The 17,194-nt window shown below is 51.1% G+C and carries 13 protein-coding genes and 1 pseudogene; all 14 read left to right on the forward strand.

Annotation, left to right across the window (positions count from 1 at the left end):
- Positions 1-232: 232 nt before the first annotated feature.
- The 14 genes and pseudogenes from ACZ5BH_RS12290 (at position 233) to ACZ5BH_RS12355 (ending at position 17,187) form a co-directional block, all read left to right on the forward strand.
- Positions 233-1,717: a hypothetical protein gene (locus ACZ5BH_RS12290; RefSeq protein WP_464889555.1), complete on the forward strand. Its 1,485-nt coding sequence runs from the start codon at positions 233-235 to the stop codon at positions 1,715-1,717.
- Positions 1,718-2,097: 380 nt separating this feature from the next.
- The gene (locus ACZ5BH_RS12295; RefSeq protein WP_464889556.1) at positions 2,098-3,279 is read left to right on the forward strand and encodes a GumC domain-containing protein; all 1,182 of its coding nucleotides are present in this window, start codon (positions 2,098-2,100) and stop codon (positions 3,277-3,279) included.
- The gene (locus ACZ5BH_RS12300; RefSeq protein ID WP_464889557.1) at positions 3,269-3,658 is read left to right on the forward strand and encodes a hypothetical protein; all 390 of its coding nucleotides are present in this window, start codon (positions 3,269-3,271) and stop codon (positions 3,656-3,658) included. The genes ACZ5BH_RS12295 and ACZ5BH_RS12300 overlap by 11 nt, the downstream gene beginning before the upstream one ends.
- Before the next feature lie 197 nt (positions 3,659-3,855).
- The gene (locus tag ACZ5BH_RS12305; protein ID WP_464889558.1) at positions 3,856-4,857 is read left to right on the forward strand and encodes a hypothetical protein; all 1,002 of its coding nucleotides are present in this window, start codon (positions 3,856-3,858) and stop codon (positions 4,855-4,857) included.
- Between the two features lie 205 nt (positions 4,858-5,062).
- Positions 5,063-6,562, forward strand: a complete 1,500-nt coding sequence (murJ, locus tag ACZ5BH_RS12310) for a murein biosynthesis integral membrane protein MurJ (RefSeq protein WP_464889559.1) — start codon at positions 5,063-5,065, stop codon at positions 6,560-6,562.
- Between the two features lie 13 nt (positions 6,563-6,575).
- The gene (locus ACZ5BH_RS12315; protein WP_464889560.1) at positions 6,576-7,400 is read left to right on the forward strand and encodes an aldolase/citrate lyase family protein; all 825 of its coding nucleotides are present in this window, start codon (positions 6,576-6,578) and stop codon (positions 7,398-7,400) included.
- Between the two features lie 73 nt (positions 7,401-7,473).
- A pseudogene (locus ACZ5BH_RS12320) lies at positions 7,474-8,562 on the forward strand (IS5 family transposase).
- Between the two features lie 258 nt (positions 8,563-8,820).
- Complete coding sequence (gene asnB, locus ACZ5BH_RS12325; protein ID WP_464889561.1) at positions 8,821-10,662, forward strand: asparagine synthase (glutamine-hydrolyzing); 1,842 nt, start codon at positions 8,821-8,823, stop codon at positions 10,660-10,662.
- Between the two features lie 33 nt (positions 10,663-10,695).
- Positions 10,696-10,869, forward strand: coding sequence for a HisA/HisF-related TIM barrel protein (locus ACZ5BH_RS12330; protein WP_464889562.1), 174 nt, complete (start codon positions 10,696-10,698; stop codon positions 10,867-10,869).
- Positions 10,870-10,929: 60 nt separating this feature from the next.
- A protein-coding gene (locus tag ACZ5BH_RS12335) for an IS3 family transposase (RefSeq protein WP_464889563.1) occupies positions 10,930-12,491 on the forward strand; the annotation gives its coding sequence in 2 pieces (ribosomal slippage) (positions 10,930-11,392 and positions 11,392-12,491; 1,563 coding nt in all).
- Positions 12,492-12,824: 333 nt separating this feature from the next.
- Complete coding sequence (locus ACZ5BH_RS12340; RefSeq protein WP_464889564.1) at positions 12,825-13,781, forward strand: sulfotransferase; 957 nt, start codon at positions 12,825-12,827, stop codon at positions 13,779-13,781.
- A 41-nt stretch (positions 13,782-13,822) separates the two neighbouring features.
- On the forward strand, positions 13,823-14,626 hold the full coding sequence (locus ACZ5BH_RS12345; protein ID WP_464889565.1) for an SDR family oxidoreductase: 804 nt from the start codon (positions 13,823-13,825) through the stop codon (positions 14,624-14,626).
- A gap of 109 nt (positions 14,627-14,735) precedes the next feature.
- Complete coding sequence (locus tag ACZ5BH_RS12350; RefSeq protein ID WP_464889566.1) at positions 14,736-15,998, forward strand: IS256 family transposase; 1,263 nt, start codon at positions 14,736-14,738, stop codon at positions 15,996-15,998.
- 70 nt (positions 15,999-16,068) lie between these two features.
- A complete protein-coding gene (locus tag ACZ5BH_RS12355; protein ID WP_464889567.1) occupies positions 16,069-17,187 on the forward strand; it encodes an N-acetyl sugar amidotransferase in 1,119 nt (372 codons plus the stop codon).
- Positions 17,188-17,194: the final 7 nt, after the last annotated feature.

The following is a 17,194-nucleotide window of genomic DNA, read 5'->3' on the forward strand; positions in this document are numbered from 1 at the left end:
AAGCCAAGGAACGGCTTCCACGCTCAACTCCCATGCCCGCCAATTGGCTAGGCAGGGCGGTAGCGTGTCAAAACCACTCCCTGCCGCGCAACACATGGAAATGCCGGCAAAATCGTAGGAGCGGCGCAAGCCGCGACAACCCACCCCGACCGGAGCAGCAGACAAACCCGCACCATGATCTGGCACACCGTTTGCAAATTAACTCGAAAAATCGCAAACAGGTGCCAAATCCATGACGCAAAACACCGCTCCCCGAATCATCAGGCTGGCTAACTTCCTGATTTTTGTGACCATATCAACAATCCAATTGACGGCTTGTGGTGGCGCCGCTCCAGAATCCGGCACCGGCAATACCTTGCCGACCATCATCAATGACGGTTATTTCATCGACTCAACTGTCCAGGGCCTAAGCTACACCGCCGGTTCCGCAAATGGCGTTACCGCTGAAGACGGTTACATGCAATATCAGGTCGGGAAAACCTTCACCGCCAAACTGGGCAAGGTCACGGTCGGCAGTACTCTCGGACGAGAAATCGTCACTCCGGTTGACCTGGTCAGTGGTAAACACACCGGGAATGCCACCGTCCAGAATATCAGCCGATTTTTGGTGTATCTGGACAATGACGCGAATCTTGTTAACGGCATCCAGATCAATGCCAACTTGCAGCAGGCTGCTAATGACTGGACTGTCCGATTCAACTCGAATTTTCTCAATGATATCGACCAGGATGTTACACCGGATGTACTAGCGTACAATGCCGCTAACCGTGCTCTCGTGGATGCAGCCACAATCCAGAAACACCTCAATGCCTCTATCGCCTGCGCCTATTCCGGCGCATATGAGGGCACTTACGAACAGAATGGTGGAAACACCAACAACGGTCAGTGGATATTCTTCCTTAAAAGCGACGGCACCATGCTGGCCTTGACCAAGGCCCCGGACCAGGTATATCGCCACACCGGCACAATTCTGTATGACGCGACTAATGCCCGAAACCTCAAACCCATCTATTTTGATCCACAAACCGGTGAGCCGGTACTGGATGACACCGGTAATCCCACATTTGACCTGACTCAAAATATCCCGGTGATCCGCTCGGATCATGCTAGTGAACTCCGCTTCATACAAACTGATTCTGTCAGTGGAACAGTTTCCTATGAAACCGAAATGACCTACACCGGGAACTTCGATGCAACCCATCGTTACGAATTCGATACCAGTTCTACATTCACGGGCATCGTTTTTTCCGGGACATGGGTTCGAACCTACAACATCAATGGTTCCAGTCCCAGCGACCAGGTTGGTGTCTTCTCTGGCTCCAAAATTGGTACCTATGTCGATGCAACCACATACAACCCGGCAAATTACACCTACTACCGTGGCATTATCGAAACCGACACAATGTTGGCTGAAATCTCCATCGCAATACAGAAGAATACCGGAAATGTGGTCGCAACAAGCTACGAGGCTACCGTCAGCGGCACAGGAGACCAGGCCCAAATCAACATAAATAACCAATCCTATACGGGGACCACAGCAAACATCACCACGGATTCAGACGGTGTTCTCCGTGAAGGCACAATCACCCTGAATGGCAACACCCTGAGCCTGACATCCACAAACCCCGCCGATCCCCTAGGCAGCACCATCATCACAGGTACATGGGGAACCGGCAATATCACCGCTTGCCAGGAGGCCATTATCCCGCGCCCCTGACGCACAGAGCGCGGCCAGAAAAGCGGATATGAGCCGGTTTAAGCCAGCAGAGCCGAAGAAACTTTGCACAATCAATGATATAGAGTGCGTTCACGCATCAGTGCAGCAGATTTATCTGGAAGATAGAAAATATTCAAAATCGAATACGACACGCCCTCTCGGGTACATGCCCGATATCCAAGTTACTCAAGTTTCTCGAATTCTGATTTGCCCTTGGTAGCGTCTCAAGCACAGCTGAGCCGCTACCAAGGACCAGTTTTGCCAATGCCAATGGCCTCGAATCGACCGACACTGGCAAACAGCACAACACCTGACGAAAAAACTCATCTCTGGCACCCAAAATGAATCAGGAACGTATTACACCCGATAACGAAAAATATATGCTCATTCCCCGAGAATACCTCATCACCGAACAACCCGATGATGAGATCAGCCTCATTGATATCGTCCACATATTCAGCCAGCACAAAAAAGTCTTCTATGCCACCTTCGTTATCGTCCTTCTTGTCGGCATTGCTTTGGCATTGACGCTCCCACAAAACTACGAATACCAAAGTACAATCGAGATTGGACGTACCGGATCTGGCGTCATTGAAAATCCCGAAACTGCCAAAAGTAAAATCGAAAACAGCTTCATACCCACCGTGCAGCATCAAATTGCAGAAAAGTGGGGTCCAGAAAAGGTGTTTGAGATCAAGGCATCGATCCCCAAGGATGCCAACGTGGTACTACTTAAATCCAAAGGCCAGCAAGAAGACGCCGATATCCACAAAGAGGCACAACAGGCGGTTCTCTCGTTGCTCAGGAAGAACCATTCCCCCATGTTTCAGAACTTCCGTAACCAGCTCCTGCGGAAACTGGAACTGGCCCAAATCGACCTCCAAAAATTGCAGGACGATAGCCGTTTCAACACCCAGGTGCAGTCATTCCGGAACCGAATCTCCGCCAAGCAGAATAAGCTTAAGGAGCTTCAGAACAAGATCGAACTCGTTGATCAAAAGATGGCAGGTCTGAACAGGCTTCGCAATATCAAACTGAAGGATTTGGAAAAAGCCAACATCCAACTTGCCGAATTCCGCAAAATCCAGCTCAACCTGTTCTCGGATAAATCCGGCGACAGCAGTCAGAAACTCCTCACCCAGTCGATGATTACCGGCGAAATCCAACGCCTCACAAAGCGCGTATCCGAACTGGAACAATATCTCCAAGTCACCGCCGAAGAACAAAAGAAAAGCCTCTTGAACCAGAAAACCGCAATCATCCGCTCCGTCGAACAACAAAAACGCGAACTGCAGAAACTCCACTCCGAATTCGAAGACTTCCAACTATCGCGCAAGGATCGGATCCAGAAAAAACAAATCGAAATCAAGTCCATCCAGGACAAACTACAGAATCTCGTCGAAACCCGCTTCTCCAGCCCAGTCCAACAATCCATCAAACCCGTTGGTTTGGGCAAGGGCTCGATCGTTGTTATCAGCACTTTTCTCGGCATCATGCTGGGAATGATGTTCGTATTCATTGCCCATTTCAGGCAAAGCCTGAGAAAATCAGATGCAAGATAACCCTTTGCTTGATCGTATAACCGATCCGGTAGAACTGATCGGCAACCAAAAACTATCGGGTCATTTTAAAGGCGTTAAAACCCTCAAGGCAGAAATCACTGCCTTGGAATCCCGAAAAGATATCGAGCCGTTCGTAAACGGCTTGAGAGCACTTGAAGAAAAATTACAGCACCTCAAGTCCATCCATATTGACGAAAAGAAGATCAAGGCAGTAACCATCGACCAACAAGCTTTGGTTGATCCAATGCCAAGCAAGCCGCAATACAAGATGATCGTCTCTGCGGGTGGTTTTCTGGCATTCATTTTGGCGTTATTGTCGGCATTCGTTGCCGAGTTTATGTTTCGTGTCAGAGAAACCCTTTCCGGTGATAATGCCTAAATGGATATGTTTTGCGTATTCCTGAGTAGATTGATTGTTTCAAGGACTGACATAAAAATATAGCAATCATTAGCCTTGGCTACGTCACTCCGCTGCTTATTCGTCATTGAATTGGAAATCTTCAAATTGCATTACAGTTTTTGTGAGGTTTATGGGGCAGTAATGAAGAAGCCAAAAATATGACACGTTCTGGATATGTGAACGCATTCTTGACTATAACGTATGTCATTGTGCTTTTGATCTACGACAAGCACTTTTACATCTGGTCTCAGGTTACTGTTCTGATGGGGGAAGGATGGCGATCAATTTTGGCGAATCCCCACGCGACTCGATATGTGCTCGTTTATCCTGCAATATTCTTATCAGAGTTATTGGGCGCTGAGGCAAACGAGGTCTTCTCCTGGTATGTGGTTTTTCTTGTTATTCTAACCGCGCGCATACTGGCAGTGACTACAGTCATGATTTCTGGCCATAAAGGTAAGGTGGCTGGTAACTGGTATTTCTTGTATCTGCTTGCATATGGTGCGGTGACGTTTTTCATGAATGGCAGGCTGGCTTTTGCCTTCTTGGGAATCTCCTTGATTATGTTTGCGCAGGTGCGCTACCTCATTGCTAATGTGCCACGCGTGGCAACCACTTCTTTTCTTTTTCTTCTGGGGTTATTTTTTACGTCTGTCAGTTCTGGTACGCTAGCTGTTGGTAACGGGATCATCGTTTTGTTTTTGCTTGCGCTTGGGATTTCCCGGTTTCCTCGGATACGTGTGAGAGACATGTGGCTCGGGATGATCGTAACCCTGTTTCTACTGTTTCTGGTAGGGCCGTTTTTGAAAATATTTATCAAAAAGAACTTGGGTTTTTATGGCGGCTCTGTTGTGAACATGTTGTCGCACGGATATGGGGCTATTCTTAAACTGTCGGGTGGAGATCTCGGCGTTATCATTGCTGTCATGATGACTGCAGGTTTTCTGCTATTGTCGGTGTTGCCGCTGGTGTTGAAACTGGTCGTCCAGCGCAGCCCTCTGATCGCTCCCTTGTGTATCAATGCCGCCGCCGTTTTTGTTGGCGTCTTTGGGTGGTCCGCCGCCGCAACAGCGCTCACTGGACTAATGCCGCTTATTTTTCTCGGTGTGAGACGATGCGCCATGGGTTTACTCTCAAGGCCCTTGCATTTTCAAACTGCCACAACCGGTAAGTCATGAGTATCAGGGATAAGCGCTGAGAAACACTGGCGTCGAATTCGGTGATTCAATCACCTGACCAACGTCAGCAAGATTGTGAAAAATTAAAGATGGGGTTGAGATAAACAACGACAAAACCGAGAGCAACAGGGACGCCGCCTGAACGCTGCGTACATCAGATTCGACTATCGTTCCACAAATTTATGCAATGATTGAGTCAAGTTAGTTGCAAGATTGGAAACACAAATTATTGTCTAACAGTATATGGATATCCATCGGTATTCTATGTGGGCGTTTTTTGGGTTTTATTCGTGAAGCAGTTTTGGCATCTAGGTTTGGAGCTACTGCGGATGCAGATGTCGCTGTTCTGTTGCTCACGATACCTGATTTTCTAGTTAATATTCTGGTGGGTGGTGGTTTGTCAGTTGCGCTGATACCAGAGTTTTCTCGGCTTGGGAGGGGAATGCGTAGTCAATGCTTGTTTGTGCAGAGTAGCTTGGTTATTGGTATTATGTTCACTGCACTAGCAGGACTATTAGTATATTTTTCTGATGCATTGGTGTCTTCTGTGGCGCCCGGTTTTCCATTGGCGGCCAGGGAGCAGGCTGCAGCGATGATGGATCTGGTTTTATGGGTTATCCCCTTGACGACACTGGCAGGTGTTTCAACTGCCTATCTGCAAGCAACCGGTCGTTTTGCTGTACCGGCAATGGGAACATTTATATTTAATACGACAGTCGTTGCTGGTTTGTTATTCTTTACAAATAGTGCATGGCAATTACAGTTGTTGGGGCTGTTTATCATATTGGGCGGAATGTTACGTTTAGGGAGTCAGTTCCTAGTTTTGCCCAGAATCGGTCTTGCTTGGAGATGTTTTCGTTGGCAGTTGCTGAAACACACGGTAATCAGCAGGTATTTTTATGCAGTCTTGGCCAGCGGATTGTTATTATCCTTACCGGTAATTGCCCGGGCAATCGCTTCTTTACATGGTGAAGGTGCGATTGCATTATTTAATTATGCTTCCCGACTGGTTGAGTTTCCATTATCAGTAACGGTAACAATATTGGCTGTCGGATTATTTCCGTTGTTATCGGACAGCTTTTCTCGCAATAGAGATGAGTCTTACGACATGATTACGACGAGTCTGAGTGCTGTTGTTGTTATTGCATTGGCCGTTTTGTTACCACTGGGCTGGTTTAGCGAAGATATATCCCGGCTTGTATTCGGCTGGGGGAAAATGGAAAATGAGCAGACGGAAATAATAGGCCGTCTATTGTTTATTGGCTTGTTTGCGCTACCAATACAGGGCCTGTCCAGTGTTATTGTGGCTATATTTAATGCCAAACGTGACACGAAGGCTATGGTGCCAATCAATCTGGTTGCTATTGTTCTTTTTGTGCCATTGAGTTGGAAGTTTGCAGATTTGTGGCAACTGGAAGGTCTGATGATTGCTGTGGTATCGATATACGTATTTGTACTATTTTTCCAGCTTGTTCTGTTGAAACGCAGGCATGGTATAAGTGTGAGTTCCCTGTTGTTAAATATAAATCTGATGCGTGCGGTATTGATTATGCTGGTGGTCGGAGAAGGTTGTCTTGTCCTTGCAGAATGGTTCAAGGGCAACGTATTTTTGAACGTGACGCTTGCTGCAATAGTGGTTGCGATTATGCTTGCCGTCGGTGCATTGAGCATGGGGCTGCATCGCCATCTAAAACGGGAATTTTGAAAGGGTCAGTGTGATGCTCAAACTAATGCTGATCTGCAACGACCCTGAAAAGGCAAAGCATGCCGTAGCGAGCGGTGTTGATAGAATATTTGTTGATCTGGAGATTAATGGCAAATGGGAAAGGCAGGGTCACCGTGACACCTTGATTAGTGGCCATTACATCGATGATATTGCAAAAGTAAGGGTTGCAATCCCGGATTCAGAGCTTCTTGTTAGACTGAATCCGCTTTATGAAAATACACCGGAAGAAATTGATAATGCGATTGATGCTGGGGCAGACATTCTAATGCTTCCGATGTTCAAGGAAGTAGAGCAAGTTTCTGAGTTTGTTGCCTATGTCGATGGTCGTGTCCGAGTAATTCCATTAGTGGAAACCGTTTCAGCAGTCAATCAATTTCAATCTATTGTGCAGTTGCCTGGGATTGATGAAATATATATCGGCTTTAATGATTTGCATATGGAAATGAATATGAAATTTATGTTTGAGCCATTGATAAATGGAATGATGGATAAAATGGCACAACAAGCACGGGATGCCGGTGTTGAGTTTGGGTTTGGCGGGATTGCAAGAATGAATGAAGGACTCTTGTCTGGCGCCATTGTTTTGTCAGAACATGTAAGGTTGGGTTCGAGCTCAGTTATTTTATCCAGGACTTTTCAACGCCCCGGTGAGTCTCTTAGTAAATTTAAGGCCAAGCGTGATTTTGCCGTTGCAATTGGCGAGTTGCGAGAAGAAGAAAAAAGATTGCGGCTACGTAATGCTTCGGAGACAGAAAAAGATCGTTTGCAATTTATTGAAAGTGTAATATCGGTTGTTCGCGATTTATCAGAAGTCTGATTTAACAGGCTGTTGAAAAAGCCCCCAATTTCGCCACAATGGCCCTGATTCTGTTGTTTTGGAGCATTCCTTGATGCGCGGACCCGACACACATCAAGAAACGCTGTTCAGTGCAGTCATTCCAGAGGAGCGCGTCCCGGCGGACCACCCGCTGCGGCCCATCCGGGAGATGGTGGACAAGGCACTGGAGCGGCTGGACGACGATTTTGCGGCCTTGTACGCCGAACACGGTCGGCCCTAGATTCCGCCGGAGAAACTGCTTCGAGCCCAGCTGCTGATGGCCCTGTACACCATCCGCAGCGACCGGCAACTAGTGGAGCAAATCGACTACAACCTGCTGTTTCGGTGGTTCGTGGGCTTCTCGATGGATGACGAGGTCTGGAACCACTCCACTTTCAGCAAGAACCGGGACCGGCTTCTGGAAGGGGACATTGCCCGCCGCTTTTTTGCCGAAGTGCGAGCCCAGGCCGAAGCGGCGGGCCTGCTGTCGAAAGAGCATTTCAGCGTGGACGGCACACTGCTGGAAGCGCTGGCCTCGCACAAGAGCTATCGCCCGAAGGACGAATCGGAGCCGCCGGGTGGTGGGGGCGGAGGCCGCAATCCCACGGTGGATTTCCGGGGCGAGAAGCGCTCACGCGACACGCATGAATCGAAGACCGACCCGGCCGCGCTGCTGTTCAAGAAAAGCGCGGGGACGGCGGCGAAGTTGTCGTACATGGGCCATGCCATGATGGAAAACCGGCATGGCCTGGTCGTGGAAGGCGAGGTGACCCAGGCGACGGGCACGGCCGAACGGGAAGCCGCCGTCGAACTTGTGGATGCGCTCGGTGTGGAAGGTCGAGCCACGCTGGGCGCGGACAAGAACTACGACACGCAGGACTTCGTGGCGCAGATGCGAGAGCGGAATATCACGCCCCACGTGGCCCAGAATGACACCCGGCGTGCGTCGGCGATTGACGGACGCACGACCCGCCACCCGGGTTATCAGCAAAGCCAGAAAATCCGCAAGCGGATTGAAGAGGTCTTTGGCTGGTTGAAGACCGTGGGTGGTTTGCGCAAGAGCCGGTTTGTGGGCAAGGAGAAGCTGGAGTTTCAATTCATGCTGACTCTGGCGGCCTACAACCTGGTTCGGATGCGCAATCTGGGGGTGGTGTCATGCTGATGCGTGTCATCCAGAGGGCTGATGTGCCTGAAACACGGATTTTGGGCAGAAAATCACCCGAATCCAGCCAAAATACGCAGTTGTCTGCTGAATACGGCGGGTGCAGGTTTTCTGGGTGGATAGAGTTGGCCGTATTCGATCGGGATTTTTCAACAGCCTGTTAAAATATTCTTGCGTTATAAACAGAAAAATTGAAGTGAATTATCGATATTCTTGTTTCGCGACGAACTGCATGCTTAGTACGGGAAGTTTCTGATCATGTGTGGAATTTTCGGCTACTTTAGCCGTGATGGCAGTCAGCTTTCGCGAGAACGGATAGAGGCTATGGGGCAAATCCTGGTCCATCGTGGACCAGATGACGTGGGTATCCATTTCGACCAGGGTTGCGCCCTGGGAAATCGTCGCCTTTCTATTCTCGATATCGCCGGAGGTCACCAGCCCTTCGTTTCTGCCGATGGTCAAGTGGTAGTCGTACAGAATGGTGAAATCTTCAACCACGTCGAGTTGGCTGAGGAGCTTGCCGCCAGCGGCTACCCCTGCACCACCCACTGCGATACAGAGGTATTGTTGCGACTCTACGAACGCGACGGCATCGAGATGCTAAGCCGCCTCAACGGCATGTTTGCGATTGCCATATTCGACCGTCGCGAACGGGCGCTCTACCTCGCTCGCGATCGTATTGGTGTCAAGCCGCTTTACATGCATAACGATGGCACCCGGTTGCTGTTTGCCTCAGAAATCAAGTCATTGTTGCGTGCCGGTATCAAACGGCGTATGTCCAACGTAGCTCTGCACCACTTCCTTACGTACAACTATGTGCCCCAGCCGCTTACCATATTTGAAGATGTGGTTCACCTATCGCCTGGCCACTGGTTGCGTATCGATGCCAATGGGGTAACCACAAACCGCTGGTGGAGCCTTGCGAATCAACAGTTTGAGTACCATAGCGAGGAAGAGTGGATCGAGCAGTTCAACACCCTACTGGACGATGCCGTTCGTCTGCGCTTGCGCTCTGATGTTCCCTTTGGCGCCTTTCTCTCCGGGGGAGTAGATTCCAGCAGCGTAGTGGGAGTAATGAGCCACCATCTCGAAGACCCGGTGCGCACCTATGCAATTGGCTTTCACGAGCCACGTTTTGACGAGTCACCCTTTGCCGCGGCGGCGGCCGAACGCTTTGGCGCCCATCATACCCTGCGGAAGGTCAAGGCTAACATGCTCGATCTCTGGCCGCTTGCCATATGGCACTGTGACCAGCCTCATGGCGATATCTCCTTTCTACCTACCTGGCACGTTGCCCAACTAGCTGCCGAAGAGGTGAAGGTGGTGCTTACCGGCGACGGCGCCGATGAGCTGTTTGCTGGATACGATAAATACAAGCATTTCTTTACCGGCAACGGAGCCGACGTAGCAGATGATGCTACTTTCCAGCGTGCCTACTACAGAAATCTTAGCTTGTTTGACGATGACGATAAAGCCAGCCTCTACACTGCAGATTTCGCTGCTGGTGTTGCTGCTTATGATAGTTTCGATGTGGTCGCACCCTTGTTCGATGAGGCAAAGGGTATGGATCGAATTAACCAGGCTCTCTATATCGATATGCAGTTGCTCCTTTCCGGTAACAACCTGGTGAAACCAGATCGCATGGGCATGGCAGTGTCGTTGGAGGCTCGTACACCCTTCCTCGACTGGCGAATGATGGAACTCGCCTTCCGCATACCCGGTGATCTGAAGCTGCGAAACGGCGAGACCAAGTACCTTTACAAGAAGGCAGTTCGCGATCTTATCGGTGACGATCTTGCTTATCGAAAAAAGCAGATGTTCACCGTGCCGGTAGGTGAGTGGTTTCGCGGTGCTCTTGTTTCCTTTGTTGAAGCGGTACTGTTTGATGAAAGAACCCTGAACCGTGGTATATTTCGACCCGATGCTGTGCGTGCCATTTACAATGCTCACCAGGTTGGTATGGCTAATTATACCCGTGAGATTCGAGCCCTGATTGCGGTGGAACTATGGGCACGCATCTTTTTGGATGATGAAGGGACTGAGGCACCTGACTACCAAGCACTGGGGTTGGGCAGGGTACTGCCCACGTTGCCGAGCTGATAAACCGAATGCAACCGAGTTGAGAGATTGCTAATGCGAGTGATAGCCAAACTGGACGTCAAGCCACCCTATGTGGTCAAACCCGTCCATTTCGAGGGATTACGCAAGATGGGACTGCCTGCAGAACTCGCGCAGAAGTACTACGCACAGGGTGCGGATGAGATCTTCTACATCGACATCGTCGCCTCCCCCCCTCTGTCAGGATAGAAGTCGCCTCCCCGATGTGGGACTCTAATAGACCTTGAGGGGGCGGAACGAGGAGCAACCATGCGCTATACACCCGAACGCAAAGAGGCGGTACTGAGGAAGATGCTGCCGCCGCACAACCGCAGCATCCCGGTGCTGGCCGAGGAAGAAGGCATCTCCGAGGCCACCCTGTACAACTGGCGCAAAGCCGCCCGGGCCGAGGGCCGCCTGCTGCCTGATGGCGACCAGAGCCCCGAAGGCTGGAGCGCGGCGGACAAGTTCGCCGCCGTAGTGAAGACGGCTGCCCTGAACGAAACCGAATTGTCCGCCTGGTGCCGGGAACGGGGCCTGTACCCGGAACAGGTGCAGGCCTGGCGCCGGGCCTGCGAGCAGGCCAACGACTGGGACCGGCAGCAGGCCGAGCGCCTCCGGGCTGAACGCAAGGCCGACCGGGAACGGCTCAAGGCCCTGGAGCGGGAGCTGAAGAAGAAGGAAAAGGCCCTGGCCGAGACCGCCGCCCTGCTGGTGTTGTCAGAAAAAGCCGAGGCGATTTGGGGGGAAGGCGAGGACGCATGATCAGCACCCCGAATCGCCGCAGAGCCCTCGAGCTGGTCGAACAAGCCATGGCTCAGGGCGCCCGGCAGGAAAAGGCCTGTGAAATCCTGGGCATCTGCGCCCGCACCTATCAGCGCTGGACCCGGGAAGGCGGTATCGAGTCCGACCGCCGGCCTGAGGCCGCCCGCCCGGTGCCGGCCAACCGTCTGAGCGAGGCCGAGCGAGCGAAGATAGTGGCCCTGTGCAACCGACCGGAATTCGCCAGCCTGCCCCCGTCGCAGATAGTGCCCCTGCTGGCGGATGCGGGCGAATACATGGCCTCGGAATCGACCTTCTACCGGGTACTGGACGAAGCCGGACAGCTTCACCGCCGGGGCCGGGCCCAGGCCCCAAAGCGGCCGTCGAAACCGAAGAGCTACCGCGCCACGGCGCCGAACCAGGTGTGGAGCTGGGACATCACCTACCTGGCCAGTGCCGTACGCGGCGCCTTCTACCGGCTCTACCTGGTGATGGACATCTACAGTCGCAAGGTCGTGGGCTGGGAAGTGCATGGGCAGGAATTGGCCGATTTGGCGGCCGGGCTCGTCCGCCGGGCCTGTCTGGCCGAGGGGATCGCCCGCCCGGGGCTGGTGCTGCATGCGGACAACGGGGCGCCGATGAAGGGCGCCACCCTGATGGCGACCCTGCAACAGTTGGGCGTGGTGCCCTCGTTCAGCCGACCCTCGGTGAGCAACGACAACCCGTACTCGGAGAGCCTGTTCCGGACCCTGAAGTACACCCCGGCCTGGCCCGGCAAGCCCTTCGAGAGCCTGGAGGCCGCGCGGGAATGGGTCCATGAATTTGTTTCCTGGTACAACGGGACTCATCGTCACAGTGCCCTGAAGCTCGTTATGCCGAACGAGCGGCATGAGGGGCGGGACAAAGCCATCCTCGCCCAACGCAAGGCGGTGTACGAAGCCGCCCGACAGCGGCATCCGGCACGCTGGAGTGGCGCCACCCGTAACTGGGAGCCGGTCGGGGAGGTGTGGCTGAATCCCGACCGGCCCCAGGCAGAAGACGGGCCGGAAAACGAGAGAATCGCAGCTTGAAAATTGCGACAACTATCTTGACAAACACCGTGTGTGAGGAAGATTGTTTGGGTTGTGCTGAAAATTGGATTTGAATCTATTCGGTATTGACATATCTGACTCAATGAGCAAGGCAACAAAGCTATGCAATGCGCATGAGAAGCTGGAAGCGGATTCAATAGAACCATCTCGACGCATAAAATTCGGGAAAATAGCATCATCAGCGTGAATTTAATTGCTATACCCTGTTGAAATATTGATCGCCGATACGAATATGTGCTGTTAGCGTCAATTGATTAGAGGTTCCTTAAGGAAAACGATTGTCATCTCATTGGGATTAACGAAAGAATATCAATGGTCGCCATGCAAATTAGTGATAAACAAAAAGAATTAATTCGCAACACTGTTATTATTACCGGTGTGCCGCGGTCTGGAACAACCCTGTTGGGTAATATTATAGGCTCTCTTGCGGGACTGGAGTATCATTTTGAGCCACCCACCTTTTATATGATTACCTCACTGTATGCTGCTGGCCAACTTCCGTTGAAAGTCGCGAGTAATTTGTTGTCGATATATTTTTGTGAAGATCTGCTGTTGGAATCGGTGCATGGTCGCGGGGTAAATATGCGACCTTTTGATGATAGCTTGATATTGAATCGTATAAGTTGGGCAGAATTGAATCGTCGCTGGCAACAGGTGGGTAACCGTCATGATGCCCTGGTATGGATAGGGCGTGAACATAGCCGACTCGCAGTCAAAATGCCTAACGTCATGGATGCTGTCGATTTGTTCTGTCATGCCATGCCTTCGTCACACCTTGTTTTGGTGATACGTGACGGTCATGATGTTGTACGCTCGATTTTGCGCAAGGGTTGGGTGACTGACGAAGGTCTGCAATATGATCTTTGGCCATATCGCAAGACTGAACAGAATGTGCCCATTCCTTACTGGGTGCCTTTGGATATGGAGTCACGTTGGCCAACAATGAGTCCGGAAAGCCGGGCTTGTCTCATGTGGAGCGTGCATGCTGAAACAGCAAAAAAAGTAGTTAAATCTGGAAAGTTTCCCGATGAGCGTCTCACCATTGTTCGATATGAGGAATTATTGCGTAAACCAGTAGAGACTATAGGTGAAGTTGCACTGAAGCTTGGTCACGACCAGACGTCATACACAAGGCGCAGTATAGAAGATGTGCGTTCACCGGCCTCAATACTAAACGGTGTTAATACTGATTTTTATTTGGCGACAGATAGCGATATTCTGGAAAACTTTATCCAGGTCAATTCCGCATGGGGATATAGCTCAAAATGAAATTGAATCCGATTTGAATCTATGTTGAGGGTTGATTTGTCGTGAAACGCCTCCATGAGTTAATGGATATGTCAGATCGCGTGGTATTGATTACCGGCGGTGCTGGGCATATTGGGCAGGCAATGGCCTTCACTCTCGCTGAGCTGGGGGCCAGCCTGTTGTTATTGGATATTGACGATGCCAGGTTAAAAAAATGTGCATCGAGAATTACTGATGAATACGGCGTTACGGTAAACTATTTAACTATTGATCTTGAGGACAATTCGCAGGTAGCGTCCGTTCCAGAGCATGTAAAAGCACTGTACGGCCGATTAGATGTATTGATAAATAACGCGGCGTTTGTAGGTGTGTCGAATCTAGATGGCTGGAGCGTGGAGTTCTGTGACCAGAGCTTAAATACTTGGCGTAGAGCCTTTGAAGTTAACCTGACCAGTGTTTTTTCGCTTGTCCAGGGTTGCCGTGATATGCTTGAAGCCACTGGCAACGGTGTGATTATTAATGTTGCCTCAATTTACGGCGAATATGGACCAGATCTGAGGTTGTATGCAGGAACTTCTATGAATAATCCTGCAGCTTATGCTGTAAGTAAAGGAGGATTGATTCAATTTACCCGATGGTTATCTACCGTTCTTGCGCCAAAGATTAGGGTTAATGCAATAAGTCCGGGAGGTGTTTTCCGTAATCAGCCAGAAACTTTCGTTAGTCGTTATATTGACAAGACACCATTAAGGCGGATGGCCTCAGAGGACGACTTCAAAGGAGTCGTTGCGTTCTTGGCAAGCGAAATGTCAAGTTATGTGACAGGGCAGAACATCCTGGTAGATGGCGGGTGGAGTGTCTGGTAGTGTAAATGAGCTATGCTTGATTCTGATGTACGGCGGGATTGAAGAAGGCGGCGTACCCTGCTGAAATCGGTTTTGCAGAACTGATGAACAGCAGAGGAGGTACGCCACCATGAGCAAAGATAACGTAGTTGCCTTTCAGTCGCCAGAGGGGTTTGAGGACCCGCTAACGGAGCTACTGCGCACCGGCGCCAAGCGATTGATTCAGCAGGCGATCGAGGCGGAGCTGGCCGAGTTGCTGGCACAGTATGAAGGACAGGTGGACGAACAGGGCCGGCGGGCGGTGGTACGCAACGGATACCTGCCGGAGCGGGAGATTCTCACTGGCGTGGGACCAGTGGCGGTGAAGGTGCCGAAGGTGCGCAGCCGGACGGATGAGCCGGTGGTGTTCCGCTCCTCGCTGGTGCCGCCCTATGTGCGCAAGGCCCGGCGGGTTGAAGCGGCCCTGCCGTGGCTGTACCTGAAGGGCATTGCCACGGGGCAGATGCAGGAGGCGCTGGAAGTGCTGGTCGGCGCCGAGGCAAAGGGCCTGTCGGCCTCGGTCATCAGCCGGCTGAAGCGGGAATGGGAGGCGGAATACGCAGAGTGGTGCCGCCGGGACCTGAGCCGGGAACGTTGGGTCTACTGGTGGGTGGACGGCATTTACAGCGGTCTGCGCGCCGAGCGCCAGAAGCTGTGCGCACTGGTGGTCATCGGGGTGAACGAACGGGGTGAGAAGCACTTCCTGGCCATCGAGGACGGCGTGCGGGAATCGACCCAGAGCTGGCGGGAAGTCCTGCTGGAGCTGAAGGGGCGCGGTCTCACCGTTCCCCCGAAACTGGCAACCGGTGACGGTGCTCTGGGCTTCTGGTCGGCGTTGGACGAGGTGTACCCCGAGACCCGGCATCAGCGCTGCTGGGTGCACAAAACAGCGAACGTGCTGAACTACCTGCCCAAGGCGGTGCAATCCAAGGCCAGGCAGGCCCTTCAGGAAATCTGGATGGCGGAAGACCGGGCATCGGCGCAGAAGGCCTTCGACCACTTCGTGCGGACATACCAGGAGAAATACCCGAAGGCGGTCACCTGCCTTGAGAAGGACCGGGAGGCCCTGCTGGCCTTCTACGATTTCCCGGCCGAGCACTGGGTGCACATCCGGACGACGAACCCGATCGAGTCGACCTTTGCCACGATACGACACCGGACAGACCGGGCCAAGGGATGCGTGAGCCGGAACACCATGCTGGCCATGATTTACAAGCTGGGGATGAGCGCCGAGAAACGCTGGCGCCGGATCCGTGGATTCAACTACCTGGCCAAGGTCATTGAGGGAGTGAAGTTCAGAGACGGAATTGAAGTAAACGATGACGAAACCGAAACCAACAGGGACGCCGCCTGATCAGGCCGTACACCAGATTTGACTATAGCTCAATCTGACATAATGTCATTTCTAATTGGTAGTGAAGAAAATGAATACAAAAGTTTTTTGGTGTAAAAACTGTCTCAATATGTCTACGCGACCGCGCATTGAGTTTGATGAAAGGGGTTGGTGTAATGCTTGCGTGTGGATGGAAGAGAAAAAGCGTATGGACTGGTCACGGCGCAAGCAGGAATTGTTTGATTTGCTGGAGAAATACCGCTCTCGCAGCGGGGGTTATGATTGTCTTGTGCCCGTAAGTGGTGGTAAGGATGGTTCTTATGTTGCTTATCAATTGAAGCACGTTTATGGTATGAACCCGCTAACCGTTACGGTGCGTCCAGCGTTGTCACTGGAATTGGGGGAGCGTAATTTAAGGAATTTCATTGATTCTGGATACAACCACCTGCATATTTCTCCGAACAGTAAAGTGATGCGTCGGTTCAATAAGTATGGCTTTGTCGAAAAAGGCTTTCCCTATTATGGCTGGTTGACAGCTATTTTGACATCGATAATTAGAACAGCTCTGAATTACGATATTCCTCTCATTTTTTATGGCGAAGATGGTGAGGTGGAATATGGTGGTTCAACTGAAACACGTGATCGTGCTCTGTTTGATATTGAATATATGAAGAGCATCTATCTCGAAGGAGGCTATGACAAGGTTATCAGTATGTTGGATGATGTTCCTGAGTCAGATCTCTATTTTTGGCGTTTTCCATCCAAACAGGAGATGAAGGGCAAGGAGATATATTTGACTCATTGGTCATATTATGAGCCTTGGGATTCCTATCGAAATTACCTTGTTGCAAAGGAGCATTGCGGGCTTGAAGAAAAAGACGAAGGTAATCATGGAACATTTACTAATTTTGCCCAAAATGATCAGGCTCTTTACTCTCTGCATACCTATATGATGTACCTTAAATTTGGCTTTGGTCGAGCCACCCAGGATGCTGGCATAGAAATTCGCCGTGGCGCAATGACTCGTGAGCAGGCAGTACATCTTGTCAGGCTGTATGACGGGCACTATCCGGAAGAGTTTGTCGATCTCTATCTAGATTATTATGATATGACAATGGAGTCCTTCAATGCAGTTATTGACCGTTGGGCCAACAAAGATCTGTTTGAAAAGGTTAACGGCCGTTGGAAAGCAAAATTTGAAGTGAAGTAGGTGGCCG

The organism is Thioprofundum lithotrophicum, assembly GCF_055387065.1.